This is a genomic window from Clostridioides sp. ES-S-0006-03 (assembly GCF_020662275.1).
In the GTDB taxonomy this organism is placed as follows: domain Bacteria; phylum Bacillota; class Clostridia; order Peptostreptococcales; family Peptostreptococcaceae; genus Clostridioides.
On sequence record NZ_JADGMM010000021.1, the window covers coordinates 1 to 20,312 of the forward strand.

29 protein-coding genes are annotated in these 20,312 nt (G+C 30.3%); 21 read left to right on the forward strand and 8 right to left on the reverse strand.

Annotated elements, in window-relative coordinates; translation table 11 throughout:
* Positions 1-685: ABC transporter substrate-binding protein (locus tag IR151_RS18770; RefSeq protein ID WP_227437455.1), on the reverse strand; the 685-nt coding region annotated here is incomplete at its 3' end.
* A gap of 398 nt (positions 686-1,083) precedes the next feature.
* Here IR151_RS18770 and IR151_RS18775 point away from each other — a divergent pair.
* The 5 genes from IR151_RS18775 to IR151_RS18795 all read left to right on the forward strand — a co-directional run bounded on the left by IR151_RS18775 (position 1,084) and on the right by IR151_RS18795 (position 7,311).
* Positions 1,084-1,818 (forward strand): class I SAM-dependent methyltransferase, encoded by a 735-nt coding sequence (locus IR151_RS18775; RefSeq protein ID WP_227437328.1) that lies wholly within the window; start codon positions 1,084-1,086, stop codon positions 1,816-1,818.
* 515 nt (positions 1,819-2,333) lie between these two features.
* On the forward strand, positions 2,334-3,020 hold the full coding sequence (locus tag IR151_RS18780) for a response regulator transcription factor (RefSeq protein ID WP_227437330.1): 687 nt from the start codon (positions 2,334-2,336) through the stop codon (positions 3,018-3,020).
* Complete coding sequence (locus IR151_RS18785; RefSeq protein ID WP_227437332.1) at positions 3,007-3,996, forward strand: sensor histidine kinase; 990 nt, start codon at positions 3,007-3,009, stop codon at positions 3,994-3,996. The genes IR151_RS18780 and IR151_RS18785 overlap by 14 nt, the downstream gene beginning before the upstream one ends.
* Positions 3,997-4,078: 82 nt before the next feature.
* On the forward strand, positions 4,079-4,756 hold the full coding sequence (locus tag IR151_RS18790) for an ABC transporter ATP-binding protein (RefSeq protein ID WP_227437334.1): 678 nt from the start codon (positions 4,079-4,081) through the stop codon (positions 4,754-4,756).
* Positions 4,757-4,764: 8 nt separating this feature from the next.
* On the forward strand, positions 4,765-7,311 hold the full coding sequence (locus IR151_RS18795; protein WP_227437336.1) for an FtsX-like permease family protein: 2,547 nt from the start codon (positions 4,765-4,767) through the stop codon (positions 7,309-7,311).
* Between the two features lie 230 nt (positions 7,312-7,541).
* Here IR151_RS18795 and IR151_RS18800 read toward each other — a convergent pair whose 3' ends face one another.
* The 3 genes from IR151_RS18800 to IR151_RS18810 all read right to left on the reverse strand — a co-directional run bounded on the left by IR151_RS18800 (position 7,542) and on the right by IR151_RS18810 (position 9,962).
* Positions 7,542-8,030: a prolyl-tRNA synthetase associated domain-containing protein gene (locus IR151_RS18800; protein ID WP_255621705.1), complete on the reverse strand. Its 489-nt coding sequence runs from the start codon at positions 8,028-8,030 to the stop codon at positions 7,542-7,544.
* Positions 8,031-8,641: 611 nt separating this feature from the next.
* Positions 8,642-9,703: a site-specific integrase gene (locus IR151_RS18805; protein WP_227437338.1), complete on the reverse strand. Its 1,062-nt coding sequence runs from the start codon at positions 9,701-9,703 to the stop codon at positions 8,642-8,644.
* Positions 9,704-9,749: 46 nt separating this feature from the next.
* Positions 9,750-9,962 carry a helix-turn-helix domain-containing protein gene (locus IR151_RS18810; protein ID WP_227437340.1) on the reverse strand — a complete coding sequence of 71 codons (213 nt, stop codon included), beginning with the start codon at positions 9,960-9,962 and terminating at the stop codon, positions 9,750-9,752.
* A gap of 636 nt (positions 9,963-10,598) precedes the next feature.
* Here IR151_RS18810 and IR151_RS18815 point away from each other — a divergent pair.
* Positions 10,599-10,760, forward strand: a complete 162-nt coding sequence (locus tag IR151_RS18815) for a hypothetical protein (RefSeq protein ID WP_227437343.1) — start codon at positions 10,599-10,601, stop codon at positions 10,758-10,760.
* A 10-nt stretch (positions 10,761-10,770) separates the two neighbouring features.
* On the opposite strand, the gene IR151_RS18820 is transcribed toward IR151_RS18815, so the two are convergent.
* Complete coding sequence (locus tag IR151_RS18820; RefSeq protein ID WP_227437344.1) at positions 10,771-11,130, reverse strand: helix-turn-helix domain-containing protein; 360 nt, start codon at positions 11,128-11,130, stop codon at positions 10,771-10,773.
* A gap of 188 nt (positions 11,131-11,318) precedes the next feature.
* Between IR151_RS18820 and IR151_RS18825 the strand changes: the two genes are divergently transcribed.
* Genes IR151_RS18825 through IR151_RS18835 form a run of 3 tightly spaced genes read left to right on the forward strand, consistent with a single transcriptional unit; the run spans position 11,319 to position 12,848 of the window.
* Positions 11,319-11,546: a helix-turn-helix domain-containing protein gene (locus IR151_RS18825; protein ID WP_227437347.1), complete on the forward strand. Its 228-nt coding sequence runs from the start codon at positions 11,319-11,321 to the stop codon at positions 11,544-11,546.
* A gap of 39 nt (positions 11,547-11,585) precedes the next feature.
* Entirely contained in the window at positions 11,586-12,029 is a 444-nt protein-coding gene (locus IR151_RS18830) for a helix-turn-helix domain-containing protein (RefSeq protein WP_227437349.1), read from the forward strand.
* A gap of 15 nt (positions 12,030-12,044) precedes the next feature.
* Entirely contained in the window at positions 12,045-12,848 is an 804-nt protein-coding gene (locus IR151_RS18835) for a phage antirepressor KilAC domain-containing protein (protein ID WP_227437351.1), read from the forward strand.
* Positions 12,849-12,956: 108 nt separating this feature from the next.
* Here IR151_RS18835 and IR151_RS18840 read toward each other — a convergent pair whose 3' ends face one another.
* Complete coding sequence (locus IR151_RS18840) at positions 12,957-13,301, reverse strand: helix-turn-helix domain-containing protein (RefSeq protein WP_074076102.1); 345 nt, start codon at positions 13,299-13,301, stop codon at positions 12,957-12,959.
* Between the two features lie 167 nt (positions 13,302-13,468).
* Between IR151_RS18840 and IR151_RS18845 the strand changes: the two genes are divergently transcribed.
* The gene (locus IR151_RS18845) at positions 13,469-13,660 is read left to right on the forward strand and encodes a helix-turn-helix domain-containing protein (RefSeq protein WP_227437353.1); all 192 of its coding nucleotides are present in this window, start codon (positions 13,469-13,471) and stop codon (positions 13,658-13,660) included.
* Between the two features lie 178 nt (positions 13,661-13,838).
* Here the strand turns inward: IR151_RS18845 and IR151_RS18850 are convergent, their stop codons facing one another.
* Entirely contained in the window at positions 13,839-14,081 is a 243-nt protein-coding gene (locus IR151_RS18850; RefSeq protein ID WP_021401517.1) for a helix-turn-helix domain-containing protein, read from the reverse strand.
* Positions 14,082-14,141: 60 nt separating this feature from the next.
* A complete protein-coding gene (locus tag IR151_RS18855) occupies positions 14,142-14,450 on the reverse strand; it encodes a helix-turn-helix domain-containing protein (protein WP_227437355.1) in 309 nt (102 codons plus the stop codon).
* A 137-nt stretch (positions 14,451-14,587) separates the two neighbouring features.
* Between IR151_RS18855 and IR151_RS18860 the strand changes: the two genes are divergently transcribed.
* From IR151_RS18860 to IR151_RS18910, 11 genes are all read left to right on the forward strand, one after another.
* Positions 14,588-14,779 (forward strand): helix-turn-helix domain-containing protein, encoded by a 192-nt coding sequence (locus tag IR151_RS18860; RefSeq protein WP_134932537.1) that lies wholly within the window; start codon positions 14,588-14,590, stop codon positions 14,777-14,779.
* Positions 14,780-14,823: 44 nt separating this feature from the next.
* The gene (locus IR151_RS18865) at positions 14,824-15,276 is read left to right on the forward strand and encodes a helix-turn-helix domain-containing protein (RefSeq protein WP_227437357.1); all 453 of its coding nucleotides are present in this window, start codon (positions 14,824-14,826) and stop codon (positions 15,274-15,276) included.
* A gap of 28 nt (positions 15,277-15,304) precedes the next feature.
* Positions 15,305-16,012 carry an antA/AntB antirepressor family protein gene (locus tag IR151_RS18870; protein WP_227437359.1) on the forward strand — a complete coding sequence of 236 codons (708 nt, stop codon included), beginning with the start codon at positions 15,305-15,307 and terminating at the stop codon, positions 16,010-16,012.
* Positions 16,013-16,058: 46 nt separating this feature from the next.
* A complete protein-coding gene (locus IR151_RS18875; protein ID WP_194655110.1) occupies positions 16,059-16,265 on the forward strand; it encodes a hypothetical protein in 207 nt (68 codons plus the stop codon).
* A 3-nt stretch (positions 16,266-16,268) separates the two neighbouring features.
* A complete protein-coding gene (locus IR151_RS18880; RefSeq protein WP_227437361.1) occupies positions 16,269-17,174 on the forward strand; it encodes a hypothetical protein in 906 nt (301 codons plus the stop codon).
* 123 nt (positions 17,175-17,297) lie between these two features.
* Positions 17,298-17,525: a hypothetical protein gene (locus tag IR151_RS18885; RefSeq protein ID WP_227437363.1), complete on the forward strand. Its 228-nt coding sequence runs from the start codon at positions 17,298-17,300 to the stop codon at positions 17,523-17,525.
* 12 nt (positions 17,526-17,537) lie between these two features.
* Complete coding sequence (locus tag IR151_RS18890) at positions 17,538-17,753, forward strand: hypothetical protein (protein ID WP_227437365.1); 216 nt, start codon at positions 17,538-17,540, stop codon at positions 17,751-17,753.
* Between the two features lie 10 nt (positions 17,754-17,763).
* Positions 17,764-18,078 carry a hypothetical protein gene (locus IR151_RS18895; RefSeq protein WP_227437367.1) on the forward strand — a complete coding sequence of 105 codons (315 nt, stop codon included), beginning with the start codon at positions 17,764-17,766 and terminating at the stop codon, positions 18,076-18,078.
* Between the two features lie 83 nt (positions 18,079-18,161).
* Positions 18,162-18,671 (forward strand): siphovirus Gp157 family protein, encoded by a 510-nt coding sequence (locus IR151_RS18900; protein ID WP_227437369.1) that lies wholly within the window; start codon positions 18,162-18,164, stop codon positions 18,669-18,671.
* A gap of 9 nt (positions 18,672-18,680) precedes the next feature.
* Entirely contained in the window at positions 18,681-19,289 is a 609-nt protein-coding gene (locus tag IR151_RS18905) for an ERF family protein (protein ID WP_227437371.1), read from the forward strand.
* A gap of 8 nt (positions 19,290-19,297) precedes the next feature.
* A complete protein-coding gene (locus IR151_RS18910) occupies positions 19,298-20,251 on the forward strand; it encodes a DnaD domain protein (protein ID WP_227437374.1) in 954 nt (317 codons plus the stop codon).
* Positions 20,252-20,312 lie beyond the last annotated feature (61 nt).

A 20,312-nucleotide genomic window follows, 5' to 3' on the forward strand; every position in this document is an offset into this window, starting at 1 on the left:
AATCTTTTCCTATAGATGTTACTATATATCCGCTGCCTTCTTTTTCCATGGCAGTTGCTGTAGGTTCAAACGCTGTTGTAAAGTCACCTTCACCACCTGCAAAAGCCCCAGCCATTACTCCAAATTGTACATCAGTTCTTACGTTGACATTGCCTGTTTTTAAATTTTCTCCAATAGTAAGTCCTTTGTCTTTTAGAACATATTCAAAAGTCATTAGTGGAACGCCACCTTTTCTACCACCTAATATTTCTTTTCCTTTTAAATCATCATAGGAGAAATTAGGCATCTTTTCTCTGGCAACTAAAAAACTACCATCTCTTTTAGTTAATTGTGCAAAGTTTACAGCATAATCGTTTTTGTTTTGATTATATACATATATGGAAGCTTCAGGACCCATTAAGCCTACATTTGCTTCACCTGAAATTAAAGCTGCCATAGTTTTATCCGCACCTTGAGTATTTATAAGGTCAACCTTTATTCCTTCATCCTCGAAGAATCCTTTTGTAATAGCAGCATATTGTGGGGCATAAAAAACAGAATGAGTAACTTCTGCAATAGTTACTTTATCTAAGTCTTTAGATGAAGCAGACTTATCATTTTCATCATTAGAGTTAAAATCACATCCAGTTAAGCATACTGTGCTCATAACAATAGAACTTGCAATTGCGATTATTTTTTTAAACATAATAAATTTTTTAAACATAATAAATACCTCCCATAAGACATCCGAATAATATATAATATTAAATATTTGTTGTAGTTGTTACAAAAATATATACCTATAGAATTTATTTCTACAATAATTTAAAAATAATTTTTATATTTGAATTTTTCAAGTAATCGATTATATTAAATAGATTGTATTGATTATTTGTAAATTAAGATATAAAATTAAAACAGTAATGTTTTTATATAAATTATATAGGCACAAAATTTATTAATAATAGATATTAAATTAATTCATATAAATAATAATTTAATTTTATAAATTTAAAAAATGTTATTGTGTAAAGTAGTGAAGATTTGCATTTTATATTTTGGCAAATATAGTTAAACAAGTACAGTTAAAATGGAGGAAATTAAATGAAACAAAATAAATATGATAATGATGAATTTTTTTGTAAATACAGTGATATGGAACGCTCTAAAAAAGGTCTTGAAGGTGCTGGAGAATGGCATACTCTAAAAAAAATGTTACCTGATTTTGAGGGGAAACGAGTATTAGATTTAGGGTGCGGTTTTGGATGGCACTGTCAATATGCAGTTGAAAATGGTGCAGAGTCTGCTATTGGAATTGATATTTCAGAAAAGATGCTAAAAGAAGCAAGAAATAAAACCAAATTTGATAATATAAAATACATATGTATGCCTATTGAAGATATAGACTTCCCAAAAGATTGCTTTGATGTAGTAATTAGTTCTTTGGCTTTTCATTATATTCAATCATTTGAAGATATATGTAAAAATATAAGCAATTGTCTTTCAAGCGGAGGAGATTTTGTATTTTCAGTTGAACATCCTATATTCACTGCATATGGAGCTCAAGAATGGTACTGTGATAAAGATGGAAACAATTTACACTGGCCAGTAGATAACTATTTTATAGAGGGACTTCGAAAATCAAATTTTTTAGGGGAAGAAGTTATAAAATATCATAAAACATTAACTACTTATCTAAATACTTTAGTTAAAACTGGATTTGAGATATTAGAAATAATCGAACCTCAACCAGAAGAGAAATTATTAAATACGATTCCTGAAATGAAAGATGAATTACGTAGACCTATGATGTTACTTGTTTCTGCAAGGAAAAAGTAATAAAAAATAGTGGAATTTTGATTGCAAGTGATTATGGGATTCTATTGGGTGACACAAGCTATATATTCAAAGAGGGTGAAAGCACTTGTTGCTTTCACCCTCTTTATTACACTATAAACATGTACATTTGACACTGTAAATATAGGTAAGGCATTTATCAAACCTGTATTTACAGGAATATGGTTACTTTCCATAACAATGCAAAATGAGAACTTTCGAAAATTGATTTCATTATGGAGAACTATTTTCAAATGTAAAGATGCTTGTTAAAGCAGTTTTACCCAGACCTCAACTTGTGTATTTCCATCAAAAGAAATATAATATAGCAATGGAGGTGTTACGCGTGAGCTATATAACAACAAAAGAATCCTTGAAAAATTGGGAAATTGCATACATAATAGTGATATGAAATTACTCTGCTGAGCGGGTTAAGTAAACAAAAAAATGAAGAATATGTGATTTGTTTCAGCTGATGGACGATATAGAAATAGTAAAGTAAAGGATGGTGAAAACAAATGAAACGAATATTTTTGGTTGAGGACGATAAAGCAATCGCTAAAAATCTTATGCTTTTGCTGCACTCAGAAGGATTTGAAGTCACTCACGCTCCTACACGAGGTGAAGCTATTGCCATGCTTTCCAGTAATAAATTTGACTTGGCATTAATTGATATTTCCTTACCTGACGGAAATGGTTTTACAGTTTGCACAGAAATCAAAGAAATGCAAGATGTTCCTGTTATCTTTCTGACAGCTTCAGGCGATGAGGCGAGTGTTGTTACTGGGCTGAATATAGGCGCAGATGACTATATAACAAAACCTTTTCGTCCACGTGAATTGATTGCGCGAATTGGAACTGCCCTACGAAAAAACGGACGTTCAGAAGCGGCTTTTGAAATCTGTGGGCTTCATGTCGATATGGCAAGTGGCGTTGTGAAAAAAAACAGCAATGAGGTTTTTCTTTCAGCTTTAGAGTACCGCTTGTTGTTGGTGTTTATTAATAACCCCAAAAGTATTATCACGAGGAGCAGGCTCCTTGATGAATTATGGGACGCGGCGGGTGAGTTTGTCAATGATAATACATTAACTGTGTACATAAAGCGCTTGAGGGAGAAGATAGAGAGCGACCCAGCAAGCCCACAAATAATTCTGACTGTTCGTGGGACAGGGTATAGATTGGGGGACGATTATGCTTCGAAATAGAGAGTTTAAGCAGTTTGCTATTTTGTTCTCTTTAATGGCTGTCACCACTGTAACGCTTGGATTTACAATAAATATGGTGGCTGGAATCCTTTCTATTATTTCTGTTACTGCCTTTGGTTTAGCGTTTTTCTCTTTTACCAAAGCTCGATATAAAAATATTGCACAGATTTCTAATCAAATTGATCTTGTGCTTCATAATGCTGACCATCTGTATATTGGTGAATCGGACGAGGGCGAACTTTCCATTCTGCACAGCGAGATAACAAAAATGACACTATGTATTCGGGAACAAAACGATGCGCTAAAAAAAGAAAAAGAACATCTTGCTGATTCGTTGGCTGACATAGCCCACCAACTCCGCACACCTCTTACATCCGCGAATATTATTCTGTCATTGCTATCAAATAGCTCTGATGAAAATCAACGAAAGGCATTGGTGAGGGAAACAGAGGAATTATTTGTAAAGATGGATTGGTTGATTACTTCCCTATTGAAGTTATCTCGCTTAGACGCAGGTATTGTGGTTTTCCAAAGCGAGCAGATAGATGTGAACAACTTGATATACAACTCACTTCGACCATTTCTAATTCCAATTGAACTGCATAACATTGCTTTACAAATAGATGTGCCTAAAGGAATGATTATTCAGGGTGATTCGGGTTGGCTTTCAGAAGCAATTCAGAATATCCTCAAAAATTGTATGGAAAGTGCAGGCGATAATGGGAAGATTGAGATTGTTTGTGAGGATAATCCGCTATTTACTGAGATTACTATCCATGACAGTGGCACAGGATTTGAAAAAGAAGATTTACCTTATTTGTTTGATAGATTTTATCGTGGTAAAAACGCAGAAGCCACAGGATATGGGATTGGATTGGCACTCTGTAAAATAATTATAACACGACAGGGAGGGACGATTACTGCAAAAAATCACCAAAAAGGTGGCGCGATATTTGTAATTCGTTTCCCAAAGTGACTAATCTCTCACCTGAAAGTCACACAGATGTAAGTTGAAAGTTATATTATATGGTTAAACCATAAGAAAGGAGACTTACATAATGGAGTTCTTAAAAATTGAAAATCTATGCAAGGTCTACGGCAAGGGCGAGAACAAAGTTACCGCACTTGATAATGTTTCGCTTACAATAGAAAAGGGGGAGTTTACTGCAATCATTGGTTCATCTGGCTCAGGAAAATCCACATTACTTCATATCATCGGTGGAGTGGACGTACCAACAAGCGGAAAGGTGTATTTGGACGGTCAGGATGTATATGCCCAAAGCAATGAAAAGCTGGCCATTTTCCGTAGGCGACAAGTCGGACTGATTTACCAATTTCATAACCTTATTCCAACTCTGAATGTTGTTGAAAACATCACTTTACCTATACTGATGGACAAGCGAAAGGTCAATGAGGAACGCTTAAATGACTTGATGGACCTACTTGGGCTAAAAGACCGCAAAACGCATTTACCAAATCAGCTTTCTGGCGGTCAGCAACAGCGTGTTTCCATAGGACGTGCTTTAATGAATGCCCCAGCGGTAATGCTTGCTGATGAACCCACAGGTAGTTTAGACAGCCGAAATGGACATGAAATTATCAATCTATTGAAATTAAGCAATAAAAAATATCGTCAAACCCTTATCATTGTAACGCATGACGAAAATATAGCCCTGCAAGCAGACCGCATTATCTGCATATCAGATGGCAAAGTGACGCGAGATGAAAGGAGGTAGGTATATCCATGAACATTTTCAACAAAGTTGCACTGCAAAGCATGAAAAAGAGACGCACACGAACGATTGTAACAGTTATCGGAGTTGTTCTGTCTGCTGCTATGATTACAGCAGTCGCTACACTTGCCATTTCCCTGCAAAACTATATGGTAAATGGTTCGATTGAGAAATATGGTGGTTGGCACGTTGAGTTTTTGGATGTTAATTCCTCTTTCGTACAGAAACAGATAGGAAATGATAAAGTTGCAAATACCGCAACATTTGAAAATATTGGCTATGCAAAGCTTGATGGCAACAAAAACCCAAACAAACCGTATCTTTTTATAGCTGGATTCAGCGAAAAAGCCTTTGATACTTTGCCTATAACTTTGATTTCTGGCAGATTTCCTGAAAACAGTGGAGAGATTCTTGTTTCGGGTAAAGTTGCAACAGATGGCGGTGTCAAATTCGCAGTGGGCGACACTATTTCTTTGTCTGTGGGAAACCGTATGAATGGAAATGAGAAGCTTAGTCAGAGTGACCAATATACTGCTGGAGATGAAACTCTTGTTCCACAAGGCGAGAGAAGCTACACAGTTGTTGGTACCTGCCAAAGGCCTGTCTTTGAGGAATCTTCCGCACCAGGATACACATTGATAACCAAAGCGGATGCACAAATCAAGGCTGACAGCCTTAGCCTGTTTGTCACGTTGAAAAATCCACGTCAGGTTCATTCATATACAAACAGTACTGGAGACCATGCTTACGTTTTAAATGATAATGTGTTGCGTTTCATGGGTATTTCCGACAATAACTTGTTCAATATGCTTTTGTACTCAGTTGGTGGTATTGTGGTCGCCATAATCATGCTCGGCTCGATTTTTCTGATATATAATTCGTTTAACATGTCGTTGAACGAACGCACACAGCAGTTTGGAATCCTTTCATCTGTTGGAGCTACAGCAAAGCAGCTACGTAATTCAGTTTTATTTGAAGGTCTTTGCATTGGTGCTGTTGGCATACCGATTGGTGTTGCGGTCGGTATAGTTAGTATTGGACTTGTCATTTCTGTTATCTCCAAAAATTTCGCAAATGTTCTCTACACCAATGTACCTTTGACCTTGACGTTGTCCATCCCAGCAATCGTCGTTGCAGCAGTGGTCAGCATGGTTACCATCTTGATATCGGCTTATATTCCAGCTAGAAAGGCTGCCAGCAAACCAGTGATGGAGTGTATTCGCCAAACGAACGAGGTGAAAATTGAATCCAAAGCAGTGAAGATATCAAAGTTTGCACAGCGTATTTATGGTCTGGAGGGAACTCTGGCGCTGAAGAATTTTAAAAGAAACAAGAAACGCTATCGTAGTATTGTGCTATCGCTTGTTTTAAGCATAGTGCTGTTCATATCGACTAGTGCTTTGGTAGCTGATTTGAAACAGGTTTCAAATCAGGCATCAGAGGTTACTGACCAGGACATCATTTTTTCCACGCAGGACATGAATGACAGTAAAATGCTACAGCTATACGATAAGCTGAAGACTGCCAATGGTGTGTATGAAGGCTTGTATCAAGAACTTATGACCTATTCATGTGTTGTTAAAGTAAGTGAACTTACAGATGATTACTTGAACTATGAGGGTTCACATTCGCCATCTGAAACGGTTGATATGCCAGTAGATATGCAGTTTCTTGATGACAGTACTTATCTGAATATTATCAAAAGTCTGGGGTTGCCAACAGAAGAGTACACTGGGCAAAATGCAAAAATGATTGCCGTTTCAATGATGGTGGAGGATGACCATACTATTGATATCTTCACAAATTCTTCCATAAATCTTGAACTTACTTCTGAAGCTGATAGCAAGTCGAACACAGTCGATAGGCAAAATGTAAACATTTCATTTGTAAAAGTCGTGCCACCTGATTCTCCACCAGGTGTCAGAAACTCAAAGATGAGGAAAGCCTGCTTCAGGGTGTTGGCACCTTATTCGGTCAAAGATTCGTTTGAGACTCCAAGTATTTCTAAAGGAATTAAAAGCTTGAGTTTTAAATCAAAGAATCCCAATCAGTCAGTTGCAGAAATGGAGAAAATCATCGAGAGGGAAGGGATTACGGCTGAGTACAACCTGTACAATATGTATGGAATGATGGACGAAAACCGTAATTACATCTTTATTGCCAATGTGTTCGCATATACTTTTATAATTATGATCTCGCTGATTGCAGTAGCCAATGTATTCAACACAATTTCCACAAATATCAAGCTACGCCGTCGTGAACTTGCCATGCTTCGCTCTGTGGGAATGTCTGAACGTGATTTTCAGAAGATGATGAATTTTGAGTGTGCCTTTTATGGCATGAGGTCGCTGCTCTTTGGACTTCCTATAGCTGTAATTTCTTCCTGGCTAATTCATAAAGGAATGGTCAAAGATGATATAGATTTTGTACTTCCATGGACCAGTATCGGAATCAGCGTGTTTGTCGTTCTCTTTATAGTGTTCATTACAATGTTGTATGCCATTAGTAAAATAAAAAGAGAAAATATTATTGATGCGCTTAGGGATGATATGACTTAATAGAAAATAAAAGAGATACCTGCGTGATTGAGTTCAAATGATTCACAATTGTCCCAAAAGGCGATTTAAACATTGAAAATACAGAGTTCATCCTATGGAAGTAGTGTGAATTATACTAGGGGTTCTTATGAACCCCCCTTTCTATTTTTTGTATAAAAAAGTGGATGACTCAAATTTTTATTTTGAGGTACCCACTTTATCTATCATTTATTATATGTAAAATAATAAAACTATACTTCTACATAGTATATTTCATTTCCATTTTTTTCTATAATCCTTTTTAAATCTTCAAACTTTAAAAATACAGTGGCAGTATTGTCATTTGGATGTATACCTATTTTATCCATTTTCAATAAATCTTTATCAAATACAATTTTTACAATAGCATCAGTATCATTTAGTATACCAAAAGGTGTTACAGCTCCCTTAGTAAGTTTTAGATATTTTTCAAGTCTTTCTTCAGAGGCGAAACTAAGAGGTTTACTATCAATTTTTTTGCGTATATCCTTTAAATCTGCTTTTTTATCTTTACCTAAGACAACTAAAAAGTGCTCTTTACCCTTAGAATCACGAAGGAATAAATTTTTTACAACAAACTCCATTTGTAGTGTTTTTAATTGTTCCATTTCATCAATTGTATAGACTGCAGGATGATTTACAATTTCATAAGATATATTTAGTTCATCCAATTTTTTATATACTTCTTGTTGAGCGTTCATAATTTCCTCCTGTTGGTAATTTATTTGATATATAAAAATAATATTATCATAGAACACTTTAAAATAAAACATGCATTATTATTCTGTACAAACAAAAGTCTACTATACTTTCTCCATATCTAATCATAAAATCTTTCAACAGCCTTGCCTAATTTCATTTCAATTCTTACTATTATAATAATTCAGAATATATATATTTTCAAGTAAAAAATGATATATATATAATATAAGCTTAAAAAACTAAAAATTTTCCAAAAATAATTTGAAAATAGAGCCTTAGTTACCATTTATAAATCATATAAAAAGAGGTTATGTAAGGTCAGATATGAAAAAACTATATTATACTATCTTTTCTTTTTCGAATAAACTATACTTTAAATATAGATATTTAATTTTAATAATTTTAGCAATAAATTATCTTAGAAAGGAATGTGCTTTATATGTCTACAGACAAAGTTGTTGGAATCATAGATGAAGAATTAGCTGAACTCGCTGGAATTAAATATACTGGTAAAATTTATGCTTCTTCTGGGATTGTTAACTAAAACCTATAATCGTTGCAATTACAATGATTACAGGTTTTATGATTTATCTGTGACACTATTATGATACTATTTGTTTAAAACTTCAAGTTTTTGTGAGATTTCCAACTGTTTATTAGGATATAAATGAGAATATATATTCCATGTTGTTTCAACTTTTTCATGCCCTAGATGTTCAGCTATAGTTAATATATTGATATCCATATTTACAAGTAGAGAAGCATGAGAATGTCGTAAATCATGTACTCTAATTTTTTTCACAGAAGCTAATTCAGCACATCTTTTCAGCTCTAAATTTAAATAAGCTCTTGAAAATTTAAATATTCTTTCATTTTCTCCTAAATCATATAATTTAGAAATATAATCCTTAATTTCATTATATAAAAAATTCGGAATGGTAACAATGCGTTTGCTCTTAGCAGTTTTTGGAGATGAAATAATATCCTCTCCTTTTAATTTTAGATAACTTTTATTAATATTTAATTCTGTTTCAGAAATATCTTGTGGAGTAAGGGCTAATAGTTCACCTAATCTTATTCCACTCCAAAACAAAATTTTAAAAGCTAGGTTTGCATCATCTTTATTTTCAAATTTAATAAATTCTTTAAACTCTTCTAAAGTCCAAAAGTTCATTTCTTCTGCATCTTTTTTACCTATACCACCCACTAGACTTGCATGGTTTTTGTCTAAATTATAGTATTTTACTGCATAGTTTAAAATTGCCACTAACTGGCTATGTATTGTTTTAAGATAAGTGGGGCTATAAGAACTATTTAATAGTTCATTCTGCCATTTACGAACATGTATACCAGTAATTTCATTTATCTTTAGTTTTCCAAAAAATGGAATAAGCTTCAATTCTATTATATGTTTCTTGCCATTCATAGTTGAGGTTTTTAATCTCGTTTCCATATCAACCAAATATTCTTCTGTAAGGCTTTTAAATGTCATATCTGTACTCATTTGCTTTTGATTTAAAAATTCTCTTTCAAACTCTAAAGCTTCTTTTTTAGTTTTAAAACCTCGCTTAGTTTTCTTTTTCTTATCTCCGTTGAAGTCTGTAAAATAGAAGCTAACAAACCAAGTTTTTCTTTCTTCATCTTTATAAGCTGGAATTCTAGACACCCCCATTATGTCATCTTAATATTACAATTATAACATGCTCTAACTAGTTGTTTTATTTTTTTCTTCTTTTTATTTCTTGAAGTTTATAATATTTACATAACTCAACAAAATCTTCTTCTAGTGCTATAGATAAATCTAATATTGTAGATATAGTTATATATTTATATTCTCCATTTTCCAACTTTGATATATAGCTTCTATTACGACCCATTCTTTCTGCTAATTCTAATTGCGTCATTCTTTTCTTTTTTATTAATTTTTTCAATATTTATTAAAATCTGCCTTTTAATTATTTTTTGATTATTTTTATAATTAATAGTTTGTGTAATTTATTGTAATAAATGTTCCTCGTTAGAACATTTTTTGTTGGAAAAATGTGTTAAAATGTAGTTAAGAAATTAAAAGTAAAAAGCACTATAACAATAGTGCTGAGATGCTAGAGTTTAAAGAAAGAATAAATTCTATTTAAAAATCTATAAATACAAAGTGAATAATTTGTAAATTAAATTTAAGAATAATGTAAAAAAATGTAATAAAAAAATATAATAAAAAAAATAAAAATTAAATTTATGAAAAATAAAGTCAGTCGACTAACTAAAAATAGAAATAATAGAAATAATAGAAATAATAGATATAATAGAAATAATACAGATAATCTGAAACATTAGAGATAAAAAATAGAAGTTCATTTTTAAAATCAAAACTAAAATCTCTATATTAGTCAAGTTGCACGATAATATAGAAATATATATAATATATTTACAAAGTAATTTTAAAAAATTTTAAATATTATATTTGTTGAAATAAATCTATAACTATAGTGAATTTAAAGATTTTACACTTATTTTTACGAACGTATGTTTTGAAACGGAGAAATAGTTTACAAGGGGTGGTGTATCTAATGGATGATAAAAAAATGATTCTAAGACTTAATAATATTTTTACTGAGCTAAAAAATATTAATGAAAATAAATTTAATAGATACAAGGAAATGGTAAGCAAAAACAAACCTAATACATATATAGAAATAACAGACGAAATAGATAAAAAAAAAGAGGTATAAACCTCTTTTTTTATTTATTTCGTTTTTCCTCATCTATAAAAACTTGTGCAATTTTTAACATTTTTTCCTTCGACTCTTCATCTAAGTTCATAAATACTTTTATGAGTTCTTTTATGTCATCAGGGCTATCTAATTCATCAATAAATTTATCATTATTATTTTTTTTATCAAGATTATGTCTTCCCAAAAGAGAATCTACAGATATATTGAAAAAATCAGCTAATTTAGTGAGCATCAAAGTATCTGGTATTCTATTTCCACTTTCCCAATTACTTACAGTTTGTTTTGTTACATTAAATATTTTTGCTAGTTCGACCTGATTCAAATTAAGTTTAAGCCTTTCTTCTTTTATTCTATCTTTAAGAGCCATAATATTACTCCTTCCATTCACATTTATTATAAATTATTATAAACTATTTGTTATACTTTTTATAAAATATATAACATAAAGAATACTTTTTTTAAAAAAATATAAATTTCATGTTGACAGTAAACTTAAAGTAGACTATTATATAAATATAAAGTTAACGCAAAGTTGACTAAAAGAGAGGTGATAAAATGAACACTAAAAAACTAAAGGCGTATAGAAAACTAAATAATGTTAATCAGTCTGATATAGCAAATTTACTTAATATAACTTTAACTTCTTATTCGCATAAGGAAAATGGTAAAACTAAATTCACTCTTGAAGAAGCAAAGACTATTTCAGATTTCTTTGGTCTAAGCATAGAGGAAATTTTTTTTAATAATAACGTCAACTTAAAGTTTACTGAGGCGGTGAATTAGTCTATATATTAAGTTTACACTATGAAAGGAGAAAGATAAATGTTATATCAATACCAAAATATTTATCAATTAAGCAGAGAAAATACTGGTCTTACACAAGAAAAGGCATCTGAACTACTAGATATATCAGTTGAAAGTTTGAGAGCATATGAGAATGATAAAAGGATACCACCAAATACAGTAGTAGCCAAAATGGTTTCTATTTACAACAACAACTTATTAGGATATGAACATGTTAGAAGGACTACAGAAGCAGGGGTAATGTTTTTACCACAACTTGAAATGAAAAGTCTTTCAAGTATAACTTTGAAGTTACATAAAGAAATCAAAGATTATCTAAAAAAGGAAGATGATTTCATAGATATAGTTGAAGATGATGTGATTGATGAAGATGAAGAAGAAGTTTGGAATGATGTTATGCAGGAATTAGAAGACATTTTTAAATCAATTTTAATTCTGAAATTTTCAAAGAAAACAATATAGGAAGGAGAAAATTATATGAACAACTTACAAACAATTAAAGAACAAGAATTATTAGGTAAAGAATTTAGAGTTTATGGAACTTTAGAAAATCCACTATTTTTAGCTAGGGATGTAGCTGAATGGATAGATTACAGTAAGACAAGCGAAGGATACTATAATACTTCTAAAATGCTAATGAGTATAGATGAAGAAGAAAAAGTGACTATTACAAATAGTAATAGTGGTGGAAATAAATTATTTTTAACAGAAGATGGATTGTATGAGGTTTTGATGCAAAGTCGAAAACCAATCGCAAAACAATTCAAAAAAGAAGTTAAAAAGATATTAAAAGAAATTCGTAAAACTGGTGGATATATACACACAACAGAAGATATGTCAGATGATGAAATCATGGCAATAGCATTACAAGTAGCTCAAAAGACAATAGAAAAGAAAAGTAAAGAAATAGAAGAAAAAGATAAGGTAATTCAATTACAACAACCAAAAGTACTTTTTGCTGATGCAGTAGCATCTTCTGAGGACTCAATATTAATTGGAGAACTAGCTAAATTACTTAATCAAAACGGTGTTAACACAGGTGAGAAAAGATTATTCGCATGGCTTAGAGATAATGGTTACTTAATAAAACGTAAGGGTGAAGATTACAATACACCAACTCAAAAGAGTGCTGACTTAAAAATAATGGAAACTAAAAAAAGAGCAATATATAACCCTGATGGAAGCACAAAGATTACTAAAACACCAAAAGTAACAGGAAAAGGTCAAATATACTTTATTAACAAATTGAAATCAGTAAATCAAGTATCAATGTTAGGTTAGCACTTTGAAAAATAAATACAGAATATTTTGAAAAGATGAGATATATGCAAAGAGAGCAAACAACAATACGCCTGTCTAAAAAGTTATAAAAGAGCAGGCATATAGTAATTACTCTGTATCATTTTCTTTTTCTAACATTTTGTCAGCTAAATCCTCAACCTTACTTATAAATTTGATTTGGTTACGCTTATTGAATTTATGTAATAGAGATAGAATTTCCTGTTCATTTTCAGTTAAGTTTATATTATTTGTTTTATTGCATGTTATGCCCAATAATAGATAATCAGTAGTAACATTAAAATATTCAGCCATTTTAACTATTGCATCTGAAGAAGGTTTACCTTTACCTTTTTTCCAATCACTTATAGAACTGTTGGAAATTTCCAAATCACTTGTTAATTGTTTAGCTGTAATATTATTTTTTTCCATCAAATCAAGTATACGATTAATCACAAATTTAACCTCTTTTCTAAAATGATAGGAAAATTCCAAAATATATATTGATATTTTGGAAAAATCCAAATATAATATAACTATAATAACAATTACTTACGACAACAAATTGTTATATAAATTTAATTTTACCACAAATAAACACACTAATAAAGAAGGTGATAATAATGAATAAAAAATGTTTACCAAAATGGAGCAAAGAAGTTAAAAAAGCCATGATAGATAAAGATTTGAAACTAGATGATTTATCAGAGGAGTTAGGGTTATCAAAATATCATCTATCAGCAGTAATTAACGATAGACTTAAAAGTCCAAATGCAAAAGAAGCAATTTGTAAATATTTAAAAGTAAAAGGTTAATTATAGTATAACCTTTCAAAGAGGTGATTTGAATGTCATATCAATACCAAAATATATATCAAATTAGTAGAGATAATACTAGTATTACCCAATAAAAAGCAAAAAAGGATACTTATTAATTATAAGTACCTTCACATGAGTTATAAAGTTTGCAATTATTCAATAAATTCAACAAATATTAATTAATATCAATATCTAAATCTTTGAAAAAAGAGTGATTAAAAAAATCAATAATTGTTATATCTAGAGCATCACAAAGTTTTTTAATTGTACATATGCCAGGGTTTTTACTTTTACCTTTTAAAATACTATCTATTGTAGATTGAGTAACACCTGCCATTGTACATAATTTATTTACTGTAATGTCATTTTCTTGACATAATCCTAATATTCGTTTGGATACTGCTGTTAATAAAGACATAATAAACCTCCACAGGTACTGTAAAAACAAAATAACGCTAGTTAAAATTAACCAGCAAAGTTACTCTTTTTTTAATGTTTTTAAAAATATAGACAAGGCTTGTAATTGTTCTTTTGATAAATTTTTGCTAGATTCAATAAAGTCTAGAAGATAGTCAGGTAAATCAACATTAGATTTTTCATTAAAAAAATCAGATAAAGATATATCTAATGCAGAGCAAATTTTCTCAATAGTATTAATAGATGCTTGATTTCTTCCAGATAGAATACTTTGAAGCGTTGATTGAGTTAATCCTGCTTTAGTAGCAAGTTTATTTGTACTATATCCCTTTTTATCTCGTAATTCAATTATACGTTGAGTAACATCCATGTAAACACATCCAATCTTTAACGTAAATACGGTAATAAATATAGTATAACAGATATTTTTTTATTAAAAAATAACGAAAATGCGTTGACAATATATCGCAAATGCGTTATGATTGAATCAGAAAGAAGGTGAGGCTAATGTGTATAGGTCACAAGCTCAAATATTATAGGAAAAATAATTCTTTATCTCAAATTGAATTAAGTAAAAAAACTGGTATAGCACAAACAACAATTAGTGACTTAGAAAAAAATAAATATAATCCTAGGATAGATGTTTTATGTAAACTTACAAAAGCATTAGGTATAGAAATAACAGATTTAATTAATTAAATTATTTTATAGATTAATTATAAGATGAAATGGAGGAAAACTGAATGTCATATCAATACCAAAATATATATCAGTTAAGCAGAGAAAATACTGGTCTTACACAAGAAAAGGCATCTGAACTACTAGATATATCAGTAGAGAGTTTAAGAGCATATGAGAACGATAAAAGAATGCCACCAACTACAGTAGTTTCGAAAATGACAGAAATTTATAATAATCAATTTCTAGGATACCAGCACTTAAAATCTAGTACAGGGAATGAATTAATTGATTTACCAAATGTAAAACTTAAAACAATTTCTAATGCAGCTCTAAAACTATACATAGCGATAAGGAATTACCTAAAGTTAGAAGATGATTTTATAAGAGTAGTTGAAGATGATGTGATAGACAAAGATGAAGAAGAAGTTTGGAATATCGGAATGGAAAGTATAGATGATTTACATGAAGCTGTACTAGGTTTAAAGTTTGCAACTAAAGCAAGTAATATTGAATAACACTAAAAATATAGAGAGGAAGATAGTCATGAATGAGCTTATAAATGTTGAAATAAATGAAAATCAAGAACCAATAGTAAATGCTAGAGAATTACATGAATTTTTAGAGGTGAATTCCAATTATACAACTTGGTTTAAAAGAATGTGTGAATATGGATTTACAATAAACGAAGACTTTATTCCAATTTTGGAAGAAAGTACTAGAGGACGACCAAGTGAAAATCATGCGATTAAGTTAGATATGGCAAAAGAAATAGCTATGATACAGCGTAATGAAAAAGGTAAACAAGCAAGACAATATTTTATTAAGATAGAAAAGGATTGGAATAGTCCCGAAAAAGTTATGGCTAGAGCATTAATTGTAGCAAATAAAACAATAGAGCAAAAAAATAAAGAGTTGCAGGAAAAAAGTAAATTTATCAATCAAATAGCATCATCAAAAAATAGTTTACTTGTAAGAGAGGTAGCAAAAATCATTTCTAAAAGCAAAGGGATAGTTATTGGAGAGAAAAGATTATACGAGAAATTAAGAGAATGGGATTTAGTATTTAAGAATTCTACTGAACCAAAGCAAGTTGCAATAGATAGAGATTATTTAGAAACCATAGAAGGTGTTAAGGAGAACTCAGCTGGCACATTTACTTTTAAAACAACTAGAGTTACAGGAAAAGGTCAAGAGTATATTTTAAAAAGATTATTGAAGGAACAAGAAGAACAGCTATCAATGTTAGGTTAGAACTTTAAAATTTAAATACAGAATATTTTGAAAGTAGGTGTTTTAAATGGCAAAAGCAGTAGCTAAAGAACAATTGTTTTATAGGGCAAAAGATGTAGCTAAATTTTTAGATATATGCGAAGCAACTGCATACAAAATAATTGCAGAATTAAATGAAGAATTAGAAAAAGAAGGCTTTAAGACTTTTTCTGGCAGGGTATCAGTGACTTATTTTAAAGAAAGATATTGTTATAAAACAAAAAGGGGGGCATAAAAAATGGAATGTGTAAATTGTATAGATAGAGAAGTAGTGGAGTTAAACTTGAATAAGGATAATATAAGAAGATGTAATGAGTTGAGTCATTTTGAAGCTGGAAATTGCATTGCAAAGGATGCAAAGATAGCTTTTGAAAGTTTTGATTATAATTTTAATTGCAATGATGAATATACAAAAGAACAATTAGAGTACATACAGTTAAGAAAAGCAGGTTTTAAAGGATTAATAGAAAAAATCTACAACGAAAAGTTAAATAGAAGAGCAAATTTTGTACCTGTTACAGTTGCAGGACCAGCTAGATATAACTATGAAAAAGCTGATAAACAAACTGATATGATAATGAAACGTAATTTTGAGCACTCTGAGGTTATAAAAAGATTTATTGAAAATACAAAGAAGAATTTAGAAAAAATGACACCTATAGAAAAAATTTTAGAAGCATATCGAACTGGAAGTTTTGAATATGGAAAGGCAATAGAAACAAGTGATATATATGCAATAGAAAAATTGGAAGCTAAATTGTTTTATTTTGAAAATTTACAAAAAGACATGAAAGAAGCAAATAAAAAGGCTAGAAAAGATAAAAAAGAACAGCCCTATGAAGCTTTTAAATTAACAAATAACAATAAAAGAATAAGAGATATTAAAAAAAGGCTTGAAGAAGTAAAAGAACATAAAGAGTTAAGAAAATTAGAAGGGTTTAATTTTAATGGTGGAGAGGTATTTGTCAATTATGACATTGATAGATTGCAAGTATTCTTTGATGAAAAACCAAATTTGGAGTTAAGAACTAGACTTAAAAAACATGGATTTGTATGGTCACCAAGAGAAGTGGCATGGCAAAGACAATTAACTAAAAATGCTATGAGAGTAGCTAAAGATATGTTTCCTAAAGTAACTATATAAAAAAAGAATGGGAGTGATTTAGTCGAGTGTAAAGGTACTAATAGTTTATATGCAGTTCTGTAAAGATAAGCAAATAAAAGCAAGTTTTGAGGGTCTTAAAAAATACAATAAGGGGATAGTGATATGAAAATACTTAAAGTAAAATTTCCTACAGAAGTTCTTAAAAGGGGTAAAGCAATAAAAGTGACATGCAAGAAATTTAATTTTGAAAGTGATTGTATAGTAACACAAATAAGTCAGTTTAAATTAACAATAGTTTATTTTAATAAAAAAACAAAGAAAATGTGTGAATCAGTTTTAACAATAAAGGATGCAATAGACAATGAATATTATATTGAAATATTAAATTAAAAGGAGGTAATTATGAATAAATTCGATTTAAAGAAAGTTGGAGTAGGAAATGCAGTAAAAGTAAATTGCAAAAGACTTGGTTTTGAAATTGATTGCATTGTAGTAGTAGCAACAGAAAATGAGCTAAATTTAGCATACTACAACAAAGAAAGAGGATGTATGGAGTATCAAGCATTAACAGTAGAAGATATTAAAGATAATGATTATGAAGTTAAAAATTTAAACTAGGGGGTTAATTATGGAAAGTTTAAACAAAGTAAAACAAATAGTGCAAAAACAATTAGATTTAGCTGAATTAGAGATAAACAAAAATAGCAAGCTTTATGATGAACTTAGAAATAAAGACAGGGATTTAATAGACAATGTACACATGGAAAGTTATCTAAGAGAAATAGTTGCATGGCAAAGAGCAAAATATGCTGTTGAAAATATTTTAGAAGGTATAAATGTAGAGATTAAAACAAAAGAACATGAGGAAAGTGAAGATTACAAGAGACTTCAATTAATTTTAGAAGAAATTGAAAGAGATATACCTATAGAGGTACAGATATAAGAAAAGAGCCATTGCAAGTGGCTCTAATCAAAAAAATATCAAAAATTTAATTAAGCTAATTATAGCATAAATGGAGGGAAATTATGAGTACTTTATATGAATTAACTACAGATTTATTAGAAATAGAAGAAGGTTTAACAGAGATAACAGGAAATGAAGCTGAGAAACTAGAGGAAATAAAAGAAATAATAAAACAAGAGATACAAAATAAAAACACTAGAATAGTCTCAGTAATAATGAATATTGACAGTGATATAAGCTCTATAGATTTAGAGATTAAGAGGTTGCAAGAATTAAAGAGAGTTAAAAAGAATAGTCTTGATAGGTTAAAAAGCAATATAAAAGATTGCATGGAGTTACTTGGTACTAAGAAGGTAGAAACAATTTTAGGAAATATAAGTATAAGAAAATCAGCAGGTAGCTTGGTCATAGAAGATGAAGAAAAAATACCTTCTATATATAAAACAGTAGAGCAAGTTATAAAAGTAGATAAGAATGTTATAAAAGACTTTATTAAAAAAGGTCATGAGGTTGAAGGTTGCAGGATTGAATATGGAACTACATTAACAATTCCAAAAGCTAAAAAAGAGTAGGTGGGAGATATGGAAACTAATAATATTTATATGAAGCTTGTAAATATACAGAGTGCTTTAAAAGCTCCTAAAAATCAATTTAATAGTTTTGGTAAATATAATTATAGGAGTTGTGAGGATATACTAGAAGGTTTAAAACCTATTTTAAAAGAAGAAAAAGCGTTAGTTATATTAGATGATAAAGTTGTTCAAATAGGCACTAGATTCTATGTAGAAGCTACAGCAACTTTAATAGATGCAGAAACAGGAGAAACAGTATCTGTAAAGGCATTAGCTAGAGAAGATGAAACTAAGAAAGGCATGGATTTAGCACAAGTAACTGGAAGCGTATCAAGCTATGCAAGAAAATATGCTTTGAATGGATTATTCTGCATTGATGATACAAAAGATAGTGATGCAACAAATACACATGGGAAAGAACAAAAAAAAAGAGAAGTTAGTGAAGATGAATTAAATACATTATATTTTTTAGGCGAGTCTATAGATAAGGATAAAAATAGAGTCGATAGTGAGGTTTATAAGAAGTTTAGTAAGCTAGCAATAGATTTGACTAAGCAAGAGTATGAAAAGGTTCTAAATGGATATAAGAGCATTTTAGATAAGCAAAATCAAGAGTAGGTGATATATTGGACTTTAATAACGAAACATACTTTCATATAAATTTTGATGACCCTTTTACAAGAGTACCTAACACAATACTTGATAATAAAAATCTTTCTTATTCAGCTATAGGGGTAGTTACTCAGATGCTAAGATTTCAAAGGTCAGGTAGTCATAAAGTTTATGCAAAATCATTAATAAGTTATAGAAAAGATAGCAAGACAAAAGTAAGTAATGCTTTAAATGAGCTTATGCAAGAAGGTTTTGTTATTAGGACACAAATAAGGAATGAAAAAGGTCAAATGAAAGGTTATAGATATGATATTTTTGATACACCTCAAAGTGTAAATTCTGAAATCGTTGAAAATACTGAATCCCAACCGTGTGCCGATTTCCCGACTCCGGTAAAACCGGAAGCTGGTAAAACCGAAGTCGGTGAAACCGGAAGTCGGCAAAACCGAGGTCGGGAAATCGGCAACATAAAAGAAAATAGTATTAAAAAGAAAATAGGTTTAAAAGAAAATGGTATTACTACTATTGTTATTAATGAACAATCTGAATTAGATAAAACTGTCTACATAAAAAAATACTTTGAAAAATATATAGGTGTAATTACTCCAAACAACTTTTTAGAGTTACTAGGCTTTCTAGATGATGGAATGGAGTTAGAAGTAATTATAAGGGCTATTGATGAAGCTGTAGGGAGTGGAGTTAAGAATTATAAGTATGTAAAGACAATATTAAATAACTGGATAGAAGCAGGTGTAAAAACTAGTTTAGAACTTACAGAGTATCAGAATGAGTTTGAGAGGAAGAAAAAGAGTAAACAGGAGAAGAAACAGTCTAATAATAAAGTTGTCAATGCTCCTAGTAAAAGTAAAAAAACTAACTTTCATAATTTTGATGAAACATTTACTAAGTATTCAAGTGATGAACTAGACGACATTATTAAAAAAAGCCAAAAAGTTAAATTCAAATAAAATTAAATTAAACTTCTAGGAAGTAAATATCATACTACTGCTTCCTAGAAAGGAGGATTAA

Coding starts and splice junctions, on each gene's coding strand:
- IR151_RS18775 (WP_227437328.1), top strand. CDS start 1,084: ATGAAACAAAATAAATATGATAATGATGAATTTTTTTGTAAATACAGT.
- IR151_RS18785 (WP_227437332.1), top strand. CDS start 3,007: ATGCTTCGAAATAGAGAGTTTAAGCAGTTTGCTATTTTGTTCTCTTTA.
- IR151_RS18835 (WP_227437351.1), top strand. CDS start 12,045: ATGAACAACTTACAAACAATTAAAGAACAAGAATTATTAGGTAAAGAA.
- IR151_RS18820 (WP_227437344.1), bottom strand. CDS start 11,130: ATGGCTCTTAAAGATAGAATAAAAGAAGAAAGGCTTAAACTTAATTTG.
- IR151_RS18875 (WP_194655110.1), top strand. CDS start 16,059: ATGGCAAAAGCAGTAGCTAAAGAACAATTGTTTTATAGGGCAAAAGAT.
- IR151_RS18830 (WP_227437349.1), top strand. CDS start 11,586: ATGTTATATCAATACCAAAATATTTATCAATTAAGCAGAGAAAATACT.
- IR151_RS18780 (WP_227437330.1), top strand. CDS start 2,334: ATGAAACGAATATTTTTGGTTGAGGACGATAAAGCAATCGCTAAAAAT.
- IR151_RS18795 (WP_227437336.1), top strand. CDS start 4,765: ATGAACATTTTCAACAAAGTTGCACTGCAAAGCATGAAAAAGAGACGC.
- IR151_RS18850 (WP_021401517.1), bottom strand. CDS start 14,081: ATGTCTTTATTAACAGCAGTATCCAAACGAATATTAGGATTATGTCAA.
- IR151_RS18790 (WP_227437334.1), top strand. CDS start 4,079: ATGGAGTTCTTAAAAATTGAAAATCTATGCAAGGTCTACGGCAAGGGC.
- IR151_RS18880 (WP_227437361.1), top strand. CDS start 16,269: ATGGAATGTGTAAATTGTATAGATAGAGAAGTAGTGGAGTTAAACTTG.
- IR151_RS18900 (WP_227437369.1), top strand. CDS start 18,162: ATGAGTACTTTATATGAATTAACTACAGATTTATTAGAAATAGAAGAA.
- IR151_RS18815 (WP_227437343.1), top strand. CDS start 10,599: ATGGATGATAAAAAAATGATTCTAAGACTTAATAATATTTTTACTGAG.
- IR151_RS18805 (WP_227437338.1), bottom strand. CDS start 9,703: ATGGGGGTGTCTAGAATTCCAGCTTATAAAGATGAAGAAAGAAAAACT.
- IR151_RS18905 (WP_227437371.1), top strand. CDS start 18,681: ATGGAAACTAATAATATTTATATGAAGCTTGTAAATATACAGAGTGCT.
- IR151_RS18895 (WP_227437367.1), top strand. CDS start 17,764: ATGGAAAGTTTAAACAAAGTAAAACAAATAGTGCAAAAACAATTAGAT.
- IR151_RS18860 (WP_134932537.1), top strand. CDS start 14,588: ATGTGTATAGGTCACAAGCTCAAATATTATAGGAAAAATAATTCTTTA.
- IR151_RS18890 (WP_227437365.1), top strand. CDS start 17,538: ATGAATAAATTCGATTTAAAGAAAGTTGGAGTAGGAAATGCAGTAAAA.
- IR151_RS18865 (WP_227437357.1), top strand. CDS start 14,824: ATGTCATATCAATACCAAAATATATATCAGTTAAGCAGAGAAAATACT.
- IR151_RS18885 (WP_227437363.1), top strand. CDS start 17,298: ATGAAAATACTTAAAGTAAAATTTCCTACAGAAGTTCTTAAAAGGGGT.
- IR151_RS18845 (WP_227437353.1), top strand. CDS start 13,469: ATGAATAAAAAATGTTTACCAAAATGGAGCAAAGAAGTTAAAAAAGCC.
- IR151_RS18800 (WP_255621705.1), bottom strand. CDS start 8,030: ATGAACGCTCAACAAGAAGTATATAAAAAATTGGATGAACTAAATATA.
- IR151_RS18855 (WP_227437355.1), bottom strand. CDS start 14,450: ATGGATGTTACTCAACGTATAATTGAATTACGAGATAAAAAGGGATAT.
- IR151_RS18870 (WP_227437359.1), top strand. CDS start 15,305: ATGAATGAGCTTATAAATGTTGAAATAAATGAAAATCAAGAACCAATA.
- IR151_RS18825 (WP_227437347.1), top strand. CDS start 11,319: ATGAACACTAAAAAACTAAAGGCGTATAGAAAACTAAATAATGTTAAT.